At 56.8% G+C, this 12,590-nt stretch carries 8 protein-coding genes; 5 read left to right on the top strand and 3 right to left on the bottom strand.

Annotation, left to right across the window (positions count from 1 at the left end; all coding sequences use genetic code 11):
* Positions 1-5: 5 nt before the first annotated feature.
* The 5 genes from ACFSYH_RS04550 to ACFSYH_RS04570 all read left to right on the top strand — a co-directional run bounded on the left by ACFSYH_RS04550 (position 6) and on the right by ACFSYH_RS04570 (position 9,063).
* Positions 6-821: an RDD family protein gene (locus ACFSYH_RS04550; protein WP_377465401.1), complete on the top strand. Its 816-nt coding sequence runs from the start codon at positions 6-8 to the stop codon at positions 819-821.
* 87 nt (positions 822-908) lie between these two features.
* The gene (locus tag ACFSYH_RS04555) at positions 909-3,707 is read left to right on the top strand and encodes a SpoIID/LytB domain-containing protein (protein ID WP_377465402.1); all 2,799 of its coding nucleotides are present in this window, start codon (positions 909-911) and stop codon (positions 3,705-3,707) included.
* A 158-nt stretch (positions 3,708-3,865) separates the two neighbouring features.
* Complete coding sequence (locus ACFSYH_RS04560; RefSeq protein WP_377465403.1) at positions 3,866-5,752, top strand: hypothetical protein; 1,887 nt, start codon at positions 3,866-3,868, stop codon at positions 5,750-5,752.
* 105 nt (positions 5,753-5,857) lie between these two features.
* Positions 5,858-7,303, top strand: coding sequence for an SDR family NAD(P)-dependent oxidoreductase (locus ACFSYH_RS04565; protein ID WP_377465404.1), 1,446 nt, complete (start codon positions 5,858-5,860; stop codon positions 7,301-7,303).
* A gap of 107 nt (positions 7,304-7,410) precedes the next feature.
* A complete protein-coding gene (locus ACFSYH_RS04570; protein ID WP_377465406.1) occupies positions 7,411-9,063 on the top strand; it encodes a CDP-glycerol glycerophosphotransferase family protein in 1,653 nt (550 codons plus the stop codon).
* Here ACFSYH_RS04570 and ACFSYH_RS04575 read toward each other — a convergent pair.
* From ACFSYH_RS04575 to ACFSYH_RS04585, 3 genes are read right to left on the bottom strand one after another with little or no spacing between them, the layout of a single operon-like run.
* A complete protein-coding gene (locus tag ACFSYH_RS04575) occupies positions 9,056-10,780 on the bottom strand; it encodes a CDP-glycerol glycerophosphotransferase family protein (protein ID WP_377465407.1) in 1,725 nt (574 codons plus the stop codon). The two genes, ACFSYH_RS04570 and ACFSYH_RS04575, sit on opposite strands and share 8 nt — an antisense overlap.
* Entirely contained in the window at positions 10,777-11,673 is an 897-nt protein-coding gene (locus ACFSYH_RS04580) for an ABC transporter ATP-binding protein (protein ID WP_377465408.1), read from the bottom strand. Before ACFSYH_RS04580 ends, ACFSYH_RS04575 begins: the two co-directional genes overlap by 4 nt.
* On the bottom strand, positions 11,660-12,472 hold the full coding sequence (locus tag ACFSYH_RS04585; protein WP_377465409.1) for an ABC transporter permease: 813 nt from the start codon (positions 12,470-12,472) through the stop codon (positions 11,660-11,662). The genes ACFSYH_RS04580 and ACFSYH_RS04585 overlap by 14 nt, the downstream gene beginning before the upstream one ends.
* Positions 12,473-12,590: the final 118 nt, after the last annotated feature.

A 12,590-nucleotide genomic window follows, 5' to 3' on the forward strand; every position in this document is an offset into this window, starting at 1 on the left:
TGTGAATGTCAGAGCAGTACGTCATCGGTGAGGGTGTCATCCTCGACGCCCGTCCGGCGTCCTTCATGACACGAATCCTCGGATACCTGCTCGACGCCCTCGTCTACGGGATTGTCCTATTTGGAGGGATACTAGTCATGGAAAACGCTGGCTGGCTTCTCTACGGCTACGAAACCCAGTCAGTTATCCTCCTGCTCGTTTTTGCTTTCGTGCTGCTCCCCACGATCATCGAGACGCTGTCGCGCGGACGCTCTCTGGGCAAGTTGGCAACCGGCGTGCGGGTCGTTCGGGATGACGGTGGCCCCATCTCAGCGCGTCACGCATTTATCCGCGCCATCGTTGGCGTCGGTGAACTCTGGCTGACGCTCGGTACTGTCGCGCTGGTTGTGTCCTTCACGAATGATCGCGCAAAGCGATGTGGCGATCTCCTCGCCGGCACCTACGTAATCCGGATTCGCTCCAAAAAGGCCAGGTTGGACCAACTCATGGTGCCGCCACCGCTCGTGAACTGGATTTCCAACGCCGAAATCTCAAAGTTCCCGGACGGGCTTGGACTCTCCGCACGACAGTTCCTGGAACGCCGCTGGAACATGACACCGCAGTCTCGTGCCACGATGGCGCTCACCTTCTACAATCAACTCTCCGTTCACGTGGCGCCTCAGCCTCCGTTCAACGTGCCACCCGAGGAATACATCACCGCGGTCATCGCTGAACGTTCCAGGCGCGAATCAGTTCTTGAACAGCAACGCCTCTCGCGCGCCCAGTTAATCCAACAGCGGATGAACACGCTGCCATTCGGCATCCGCGGCAGCGAGTACTGAGACTTTAGAGTTTTCAGCGCTCAACGAAATCCAAACTTTTCTCCACGATTTCACCCACAGCGTGATAGACCTTGGCATACTGGATTAATGCGTTACCCCAAAATCCTCTCCGTATTCTTCACGTTCGTGCTCGCGTTGACGGGAATAACCGTCGCGCAAGCGGCCCCTGCGGAGGCGGCATCGGTAACGCAAGTGCCAGGCGCGGGCGCATCTGTGCCCGCCAAGGCCGCGACCGCTTTGGCAACGACGCAGGCTAACGCGGGTGTCGTCGCCAATCAGAAAAACACAGGGTTTGTCATCGCGGCAGGCAAGCAGAGCATCACGAGCGGTGAACGGGTCACCTTCTCGGTTCGCAACTTCACAAACGCGGGTAAAGCCCGCACCGGAAAAGTGCAGTTGCAGTACTACCGGTCCGGAAAATGGCAGACAGCGAAGACGCTGACGCTCAAGGATGGCCGCACCTCTCACACCCGCGCGGTGAAAAACAGCCTCCAGTGGCGTTACCGCTACCCTGCAACCGGAGCAGTCACCAAAACAGTCACGGTAACAGTCAAAGGCTCCGTGCTCCGTAGCACCACATCCGCTACCAAAAAGACGAACATCTCACTCACCGCGTCACGGACATCCCGTCTTGCAACGCAGAGTTCCAAGCTGACAGCAAAGTACTACCGGGCCGGGAAACTGCAGAAGAAGGGCAACCTGTACCTCCAGTACAAGAGTGGCAGCCGCTGGATCACGGTCAGCACCATGAAGATCAACAGCAAGGGTGTAGCCACCACAACGGTCAAACCAGCCGTAAACCGCACCTATCGCGTCGTGAACTCGAACCGCAAGGTGGTCAGCCCTGCACGGAAAGTAACCCTTAAGTCCGGGTTCACGATCACCCCCAACAAAACATCCACGACCAAGGGCAAGGGCGTCCGTTTCACCGCAGAGTATTACGCCAACGGCAAGCCACGCACAGGTAAGGTGCAGTTGCAGTTCCACAAGAACGGAAAGTGGAACACCCGCAAGACCCTCACTCTGAAGAACGGCAAGGTCGCCTACACCACCAAGCCCAGCACGACATTGAAGTGGCGCTTCTACCACCCTGGACTCAAAAAGGGAACCAAGAGCGTCAAGGTCTCGGTCAAGCCGCAGTTGACGCTTGCTACCAGCAAGACAAAACTTACCTCCGGCGCCTCTGCGAAACTCACGGTCAAGATGACTCGCAACGGCACAAACGTCAAGAGCGAGGCCGTTTCACTCCAGACCCAAGAAAACGGTAAGTGGACGACGTTGCAGTCCGTCACCGTGAAAAAGGGAACCGCCTCAGTGACAGTGAAGCCCACCGCGACCACCAAGTATCGCGTGCTTGCCAAGGGCAACGTGAAGAGTGCCGTGCGCACGGTTCAGGTGACCAACGGTGGGAACAATACGCCTGCAAACGGTAAGGCCTTCTGGGTGAACACCAGTGTGGGGCTCAACCTGCGCACAGGAGCAGGAACCAACTTCGCCACAATCGGCTCGCAACTGCAATACGGCGAGAAAGTCACCACCATTTCCAGCGAGGCCATAAAAAACGGTTCTCTCACCTGGGTGAACATCAGGACCTCTGACGGTCGTGTCGGGTGGGTCGCAGACATGTACCTGTCAGCAACCGACCCAACAACCGGTAAGAACAAGAGTTTCACCATCACAGGCTCGGGCTACGGTCACGGTATTGGCATGTCCCAGTACGGCGCCTATGAGATGGCTCGTCAAGGCAACAATGTCACAAAGATTCTCACCTACTACTACACAGGCACAACGGTGAGCAGCCAGACCATTCCCGCCGGCCTGCGGGACGTCAAGATCCAGGTACTCGGACCAGAAACGTTTGGGTTTAACTCCTCCTACGGCGACAAGTTCACAACGCGCACTCTGACCTTCGCAGACACCAGCGGCGGCTTGAACGCCACCTGGCGTCTGCGGGGTTCGGACAACTCGTTTGTGTCTGCCAACGGAAGCCAGCACCTGCCCGCATCGTACAAACTACGGATCACGGTTTCCGGCACCGATGTGAAATCCGAGGTGCTCGCAGCAAACAACCAGGTTCTTGCCACGCTCACCGACTCGATGGTTCGCGTATATCCAAGTGCCACCGGTGTCGTCACCGTCCCCGGGGCCAACGGAAGGTACAACAACGGCAGCCTTGAGATCAGCGTCATCAGCAAGGTACTCAACGTCTCGAACAAGTTGAAACTCAACACCGAGTATCTATATGGAATCGCTGAGATGCCATCGAGTTGGGGCAGCAACGGTGGCGGTGCAGCACTCGAAGCGCAGGCCATCGCAGCACGCACCTACGCACTCAACACCGCACGCACCAGTGCTGCGGCCATCGCCAAGTGCAACTGCAACCTCGTGGATGACATTCGCCACCAGAACTTCACGGGCTGGCGCAAGCAGGGCGAAGGCACCAACCAGCAGTGGGGCAATATCTGGAAGGACGCAGTCGATCGCACTGTAAACAGCGCAACAAGCGGCCAGGTGGTCAAGCACAACGGCGCCTACATCTCTACCTACTACTTCTCATCCTCGGGTGGAAAGACCGCAAACTCCCAGGATGTGTGGGCTGCGACTTTGCCGTACCTCAAGGCAAAAGACGACAAATACTCACTCAACGCCCCCGGGAACAGCAAGAAGAGTTGGACCAAGACGATCACACAGGCAACGGCACGTAAGGCGTTCCCTTCGCTCCCAGATGTCGACAAGCTTGAGGTCACGGCCAAATACTCAAGCGGACAGGTCAAGACCATGCGGGCCACGTCCTCCGACGGCAAGACGCAGACCCTGACCAAGAAGGCCGATCAGTGGCGTTCGACGTTCGGCACTGATGCGGCGTGGTTCACGTCGATTAAGTGACTGCTCGCACAGGTCGTGCTGACGTAGTGTGTGGATAGTGTAGGGCTTCCGCGGCTGGGGACTCCACCTCAAGGAGTTGTCCAGTGCGGGGCCCTATACTGATACGGTCTTACCCTCTTTCCCGGATTCGGGACCATCTTCTGGCTGGGAGCCACTGCATGCTTCGTCGCGCACGGTCGTTTTTGTCGCGCTTTAATCCTCTTGAGTTCCTCTTCAGCGCAATCCTGTTCGGCTCATTGGCTCTCGCTACGGCAGCGCTGCTTATCCCCTCCCCGGTTCTGGCGTTCACTGCCGCGGTGGCGTGGTTTGTCTCGGAGTACATGCTCCGCAAGGTTGGCTCATTCTCGGTCAGTCTCTTCCGCAAGGCTGCCTTCGGTTTCGGGGCGCGTCTGCTCGCGGTGTTGCTCCTTGTTTTGGGCACGGTTGATTCTCGTGTGACCGGCGGCGAGTGGACGTTCTATGTGGTGATAGCCCTGGCGATCTTCGCTCTTCACTCGTTCACCACGCTGGCGTTGACGTCGGTGAACGCAGTGATCCGGGACCGAGTGTTGACTCAGAATATTGGCTTGGCTCCGCGTGAGGCTCTTCCGTCGTACACGGTCTTGGTCCGTAAGAGCGAGGTACTGCGGTCAGGACCGGTTGTCGTGGTGTTCTCCTTGAGTGCGCTGTTGCTCCCTGGAGACTGGGGCATGTCCGTTGCCTCGATGGCCTTTATGTACCAGTTGTTGCTCCTGTTCCTAGCAGTGTGGTCAACCAACGCTGCGGTCATGGGTAAACGCGCTCCGTTGGATGTTGATGCTTTGAACCGTGCGGTCGAACAGTACGCACCAACAGTTGTGTTCTATTTCTCCGGCGATGCGGCCTCGACCTACCAGGTCAACGTGTGGTTGACGAGTTTGGAGCGACTGCAGGAATCCGGTGTGAGAACCTTGATCGTGCTGCGCGAGCGTGTGGTCTTCGATCGAATGTCCACGACATCGCTACCGGTGATTTGCGTGCCGAGCGCTGAGGACCTGCTGGCCTTGCAGTTCTCAACAGTGCGGGTATCGCTGTATGCGGCGAATGTCGGCAAGAATATTCACTTCCTGCGTCTGCCACATATCAAGTCGGTGTTCGTGGGCCATGGCGACAGCGACAAGAACGCCTCATTCAACCCATACTCCAAGGTGTATTCGCAGATCTGGGTAGCTGGGCACGCGGGTGCTGAACGGTATGAGCGCGCCGACATCGGCATCGACCCTGGGTCGATCCGGGAGGTTGGTCGCCCACAGGTCCAGGACCTGTTGGAACACGCTGCTCGCCCATCACGCGAGGTCACCACGATTCTTTATGCTCCAACGTGGGAGGGCTGGAACGAACTTCAGAACTACTGTTCGGTCGAGACCATCGGCTTGGACTTGGTACGCGCTGTGCTGAGTTCCGAGAGGCCTATGCGTTTGATCTACCGACCACACCCGTATATTGGACGGCGCTCTGACACGGCCAAGGCCGCCCACAAGGAGATTCTCCGGCTTATCGACGAGTCGAACAGGTTGGGCGCGCAGGGCACCTCGATCCCGGATTGGGTTCGCGGTGAACCAGCGCACAGCGCTCTTGAGGACTTGCGCACGATCATGCAGGCTGACGTTGACTATCTTGAGGCGCTCCCTACTCAAGCGCACGTCGTCTCTCAGGGCAACAACAGTCTGTCACTGTGGGGAGCCATGAAAGCATGCGACGCGATGGTCTCAGACATCTCAAGCGTCATCACCGATTTCTTGGCAACGGACAAACTGCTTGGCGTAGCCAACCCACGAGCACAGGACGTGGCGGACTTCCGCAGGGAGTTCCCATCCTCGCAGGGCGGTATCGTGCTGGGGAGCAACCCCGCAGACATCGCGGACTTCCTGAACGTGGCGACGGGTGAGTTGGAGGACCCAACGCGGCAGGATCGTCGCCAATCCCAACTGCACCTACTGGGATCGCTTGAATACTCCAGCTTCACCGATGCAGTGCAGCGACTCACCGACACCGCAAACCTGAGGGCTTCACGTCAAGGTCACTAGCGCGTGACCCGCCAGCCCTGAAAAGGCAAGGTATTGTTAACTTGGTCCGTGTGCGTACAAGGGTTCAGCGCATGGAAGCCAATTTCATCGAAAGGTAGCAAGACTGTGCGAACTGTAGGAGTCATCCTTGGCGGAGGCGTCGGTGCACGTCTGGGCCTCGACGTTCCAAAGCAGATGGTCAAGATCGCCGGCAAGACGATCCTCGAACACACTGTCGTGGCGTTTAACTCCAGCCCTGAGATTGACGAACTGATCGTGATGATCACACCAGGCTGGTCCGAGCACGTGGCAACCCTGCTCGGCAACAAGTACGAGAAGTTGACCCTCATCCTTGAGGGAGGCGCAACCCGCAACGAAACAACGAGCCGCGTTCTGGATGCGCTCGGAGACGACGAGTGCAAGGTGGTCCTGCACGACGCTGTGCGACCGCTACTCGATGAGCGCATCATCAAGGACTGCGTTGACGCCCTGGACGAGTTTGGGGCGGTTGACGTGGTCATTCCATCGGCCGACACGATCGTTGAGGTCGACGAGAACGAGGTCATCACCCAGATCCCCAACCGTGAGCGTCTACGCCGCGGTCAGACCCCACAGGCATTCAAGGCATCCGTGCTCAAGCGTGCCTACGAGCTCGCGTGGCAGGATCCCGCGTTCAAGGCAACCGATGACTGCGGCGTCGTGCTGAAGTACCTCCCCGAGGTGTCCATCAAGACCGTCGCAGGCGCCGAACACAACATGAAGGTCACGCACCCTGTGGACCTGTTCATCGCCGACAAGTTGTTCCAGTTGGCCTCTGTGGGAACTCAGGGCCATCCTTCCGCTGAGGAACGTGCGTCCGCGCTCAAAGACAAGACGATCGTGGTGCTTGGCGGCTCCTACGGTATCGGTGCCGAGATCTGCCAGCTCGCTTCCGCGGCCGGCGCAAATGTTGTCGCACATGGTCGCTCCACTACCGGTCTGCATGTCCAGGACCCAGTTGCCATTGACAAGGCGTTCCGCGAGACATTCGAAAAGTACGGATCAATCGATGCGGTTGTGCTTACCGCTGGCGTACTGCGAATGGGCCGCCTGGCCGACACCTCTGAGGAACACATCCTCGAGGCGTTCGGCGTGAACTATCTGGCGCCTGTACATGTGGCAAAGGCCGCCTACAAGTACCTAGTTGAGTCCAAGGGCCACCTTCTGTACTTCACCTCATCCTCCTACACGCGTGGACGTGAAAACTACTCCCTGTATTCCTCAACCAAGGCAGCAGTGGTTAATCTGACCCAGGCGCTCTCAGAGGAATGGGCACCACAGGAGATCAAGGTCAACGTCATCAACCCTGAGCGTACGGCTACGCCAATGCGCACCCAGGCGTTCGGTGAGGAACCCGCGGGCACCCTGTTGTCCGCCACCTCGGTTGCCGAGACCTCGCTCGACGTTCTCACCTCAGACATCACTGGCCTTGTCATTGATGTCCGCAAGGAACAGAAGAACGCACGTTCAGCAGGCGACGCCATCAACGTGGCACTCGCGAACTCAGACGTGGATGTCAGCACCGCGAACTGAGCTGGTTACGCGTTTACGTTTGAGAACAGGAACTGCCGTTGGTCGCAGCAGACGAAGAACAGACAGTATGGGCTGACAGGGCCAGCTTAGGAATAAAGTTCGCAGGTATGGCGGGTATCCGGCCACTGACAATGTCCGCCATATCAGCGGTCATTGCCGCGTGGGCCTATTTTGGGATGCCCCACGCACCCATTGTCGTCGCTCTCGCTGTTCTGGGGATCGTTGCACAGTTTCCACACCATATTTGGCGATTACTCAAGTCCCCGCGCCTGAGTCTGTTTGCTTCCGGGTCACCCGCGGGAACGTTCATCGTCCCGCGGGCGATCCTGGCCTTTGCCGGATATCTGGTAGCCCAGTCGAGCACCCTTGAAGTGCTCTGGCTCATCGGCTTCTACTTTGTACTAGGTGCCGAACTCACCATCCGGGCACTTGCGGACCGTGTGGTTCCTGTTGCCCGTAATCTGCCCGGATACAGGCTGCGGGACTCGCTCGTGTTGGATCCAGCGTGGGCGTATCTGATTTCCAGCCTCGCGCTATTGCTGTGGCCTCTGCGTGACTCGTTCCCTTGGCTACATGCAGGAACGACCGTCATGCTGGCTGTTGCGGGTCTGTTGACTGTTTTTCTGATTGCCGACGCCTCACGCCTGATTCTGCGTCGGCGGGCTACCAGCACCCAACTGCAGGCGGCGCTCAATGCCTACGAGCCACGGTTTCTGCTGCATTGGCAGGCTCCGAAGGGCACGAGTTATCAGGTGTCCATGTGGCTCCCCTATCTTGAGCAAACAGGCCACCCATACTTCATTCTGCTGCGGAGCCCCGAAAACTTCGATGAGATCGCACGACTCACGAATCGTCCTATCCTGCTACGCGAGTCTCTGAGCACCCTGGACGATGTCATGGTGCCTTCGCTGCATGCCGCGCTGTACGTCAACACAGCAACGGTCAACAACCACATGGTGCGCTACCGCGAGGTAACCCATATTCAACTCAACCACGGGGACAGCGACAAAGCACCAAGTTACAACCCTTCGTTCAGGGCATTTGACCGTAATTTTGTGGCTGGCCAGGCGGCAATCGATCGTTTCGCCGCGAACGGTATCTCCACGACGAGCGATTTCTTTGAGATTGTTGGCCGTCCACAGGTCGCATCCGTGCAGTTGCCGGTCTCCCCCATCTCGGCTGTCTCTCAACCCACGGTTCTCTATGCGCCTACCTGGCAGGGTTTCTATCAGGACACTGACTATTCGTCCCTGGAGTTCGCTGAGGCTATCGTCCAGACCCTGTTGTTTGAGGGATATCGCGTGATCTTCCGGCCGCACCCCTACTCGCGGAAAAACCAGAAACATCGTCCGTTGATAGAACGCGTGAACGCTATCCTTGCCGCTGATCCTCGCGATCATGTGTACGGGCGTGCCGCGACTGAGGCTGAGATCTTTGATCTGTTCAACGAAAGCGATCTGCTCATTGCCGATCTCTCATCCGTTGTCTCCGACTACCTCGCCAGCACCAAGCCGATCGTACTCGTACGGCGCGAGACATCGGAGGACGTGTCTCGCACCCTGGGTTCGGCGTGCTACGAGCTTGATGTGGCTTCAGGAACCCTCGACAAGACAGCCTTCGCAGGACTCCTTAGCACCATTCGTGCTGATGATCCGCTTTCAGGCCGTCGTACCGATGTGAGTGCCTACTACCTCTCGGATGTACCGGCGGAAGGCCATGCCCAGCTATTCGTGGACACTCTTGATAAATACCTCAGCTAAGGTATTTCTCGCATATCTCAGTGAAACGACTTGAGTACCCTTCACCAACAAAATCCCCTAGGTAGTGGATCTTGAATTCCTGTCTACGTCCGCTCAGCGGATCGCTGTCGAGCAGGTCGTCGTAGACACTGGGAATGTTCGAGCCGTCCTGTACGATCACGTATCCCGCACGTGCAACGGGGTTCTCCGTGTAAAAGGCTTCGATATCCTCAAACCCCATAGCGACGACGGCAAACGGCTTTCCCGAGTACAGATAATCTGGCACGACAGACGAGACATCCGAGATTAGAGCATCGGATGCATTGAAACAATCGAAGATTGTCATTTCGGTTTCAGCTACTGCGCCGTGAAGGTGCTGACCGCCCTTTAGGTTCTCAGCAACCAGCAACTTCTCAATCTCATCACAGGCCGCACGTAACACAGCATTCTTACGAGCGTGAGGGTGCGGGCGGAACAGTACTCGGTGTCCCCGTTCGACCAATTGCTGCACAATGTGAGGTCCTATAGGAAGCGATGAGACCGCTGAGTCAGCCATGAATCCAGCCCAGGTAGGCGCGTACAGCACTGTCTTTGGAGCACCGTCACTGGTCTCAACGTCCACGATCTCGATGCCTTCGATCTGTGGGCGGCCCACGATCTCAAAGAAGTTGGGGGCCGTCTCAATCCCACGGCTAGAGTAGCGCTCAACCGCTGCTGGTCCAGCAACGAAGTTCCGATCATACATGCGCATGACCGGGTTGTAACTCGGTGGCTTGTCTGAGTCACCGTGGTTCAGTTGGATATGTGTAATGCCAAGGAACCGGGCAAAGTGCGCATTACGGATTGCGTTGTTCGCATAGAACGTGACTTTAAGACTCGGTACAATCACATCATCGAGTTGTGCCATGGCAGATCGCACCAAAATCGGAGTTTTGGTAATAGCCGCTAGCGTCTCTAGGTTTGTAGCGTTACGCAGGATAATACAGAAATTGCGTCCCAGGCGTTCGAGGTATGGGAGCCACATGGCCGCTTGAAAGACTGTGTCTGCGGGTGCGTCCCAGTAGAAATAGAACTCTGGAGCATACTGCTCCAACCTGTCATGCAACTGCGCTTCAAATCGTTGCTTGCTACGCATACGAGCAACTGCCCTCAGCATCATGGCGATCTGCATTCCCAAGCTCAGAAGAGCGAAGGAACCTGCCAGGTAACCGAAGGTCATGTTTACGGAAGTTGCAAGAGCGGCTGCGATAGCCAGTACATTCAAGAGATATACGTGCAAACTCAGATTGAGCCGTTGGGGCAGTTCAGGATGCCACGGGATATTCGCAAAGGTGGGGCCTGCCTTGCGACGGAACGGAGACGTCACTGCCTCAAGGACAACCGCAGTCACCACTAGGACGAGCAGAACGATTTCTCCCGGTCCCAACTGTGCGCCATCCGCGACAGCCACGAGTACCGCGCCAAGGCCGATGATTCGATTCGAATATCCAGAACCAAGAACCGAAACATCGTCTTTAGCTGTAACGACAGTTTTCAGACCCCGGATTCGGATGCGTCGAACGTGTCCGCGAGTCACAAACTCGAAGGTCGCAACAATGAGCCAGCAAAGGGCGACGACACCAGCATTCGTGTCCGAGATCAGCAGCACGACGATAAGAACCAGTGCGGCGAGATTTCCTACGAGTGCGTATCCTCCAACCGTTCCTAGGAACCGGCTGATTTGCTTTGCATATGTCATGCCGAGGATGCTCTCCGTGCTGCCCTGATCTCTTCACGCCGTACGGTGAGTTCCTTGACGTGTTTCCGGTACTCGTTCGTGACTGTCTCTGGATCTCCGTCCATAACAATTTGACCTTGATCTAGCCAGATCACACGCGTACACATTGCTCTGATGGACGCGGTTGAGTGGGCGACGACAAATACTGTGCCTGCTTCACCACGTATCTCATCGATGCGCTGTCGTGAGCGCTCACGGAATCCTGCATCGCCAGTTGCAAGGGCCTCGTCGATCATGAGCACATCAGGAGTCGCTGCTGTTGAGATAGCGAATCGCAGGCGCGCCCCCATACCAGCGGAATACGTTTTCATCGGCAAGTAGACCGCATCACCGAGCCCTGAGAAGTCAACGATTTCATCGAATCTCTCGTCGACCTCCTTTCGCGACAATCCGAGTGCGAGTCCACCGATCATGACGTTACGTTCACCGGTGAGTTCTTTCATCAGCACCGCGCTGACGCCAAGCAGTGAAGGGATACCGGAAACATAGATCTCGCCCTGACTTGGAGCGAGGAGACCCGCGATTGCCTTCAGAAGTGTGGATTTTCCAGAACCGTTGGTTCCGATGAGTCCGATTGATTCGCCGTGGTGCGCTGTGAAACTCACTCCGCGAATTGCCTTTACTTCGGTGTGTCCACCTGTGAGCGAGCGGCCTTTCCGAAGAATCTTCTTCAGAAGGTTGTCATTCGTGGGGGCGGAGGCCCGGGTCCGTGAGCCAACGACGTGGTAGGTAACGTGAAGGTCGTTAACGATTACGGAGGGGTCTCCGATCACCTGCGCCGTGGGCGGGTGATCGGGGAGGTCTTCGAGGTCTGCCTCGTAGTCGAACTCTTCCTCTAGGTCATTCGCGGCCATAACGCGCCTCATCTCGCCAGAAAACTATAAACCCGATGATAAATACCGCGACAGCCCACCCCGCGCCTTCAAGCCAGAGAGACCAATCGAGAGGTATAGCGGATTCGTCAAGAGCCGCTTGCCGAGCAAGATTCAGGTAAACGGCAACGGGCTGATGCTCCATAATCGTACGTAGGAGATCGTGACCGACAAAGTGCCCGATCGCGAAGATAACTCCTGAGGCGTACATGCCCACTCGCAAGATGAACGGCAGAAGTTTTATTAGGTCGGGCACACGGGAAGCGAACTTCGCAAGAATGAATCCCACACCTGCCGAGAATAGGGCAAGCAAGAGTGTTGCTGGAATCAGCAAGAGCCATCGTTCAGGATGTAGTTCGCCGTCCAACTGTTGGGTTGCGATGGATGTCTGCGCGATGATCATCATCACGACGTAGCCCGGGGCTAAGACAATGAGATCTTTGAGCACAACTGACAACGGTAATAGGATCCTAGGGAAGTGCAGCGACTGAACGAGCTTGATGTTCGACTGGATTGAACGTGCCGACTCGGTCACTGTTGAGGAGAAGAAACCGTATACGAAGGTTCCAACCACGATGTATCCAATGACGTTGTCCATACCAGCCCGGGTGCGCAGCAGAATCCCGAAGATCAATACATAGACAAGCGAGTTCAGAAGCGGCGTAAGGATCGTCCAGACTTGCCCAAGGTAGGAGTTCTGGTTCTCTGCCTGAGCTTTTGACGAGGCAAGAACGGTTAGAAACTCCCGCCGTTTGAAGACATCTCGCAGATAAGTCTTCAACGGAGGTCGTATCCCCATGGGCGTCAAACCGTACTCAGCCGCAATTCTCGAAGAGCGGGACTCTAGTGCTGAAATTTGAGTTCCTTCAACAGGATCGTTGGTGAGACCCAAAGAAACC

Origin of the sequence: Populibacterium corticicola, from assembly GCF_042683685.1 — a bacterium.
Classification (GTDB): domain Bacteria; phylum Actinomycetota; class Actinomycetes; order Actinomycetales; family Cellulomonadaceae; genus Timonella; species Timonella corticicola.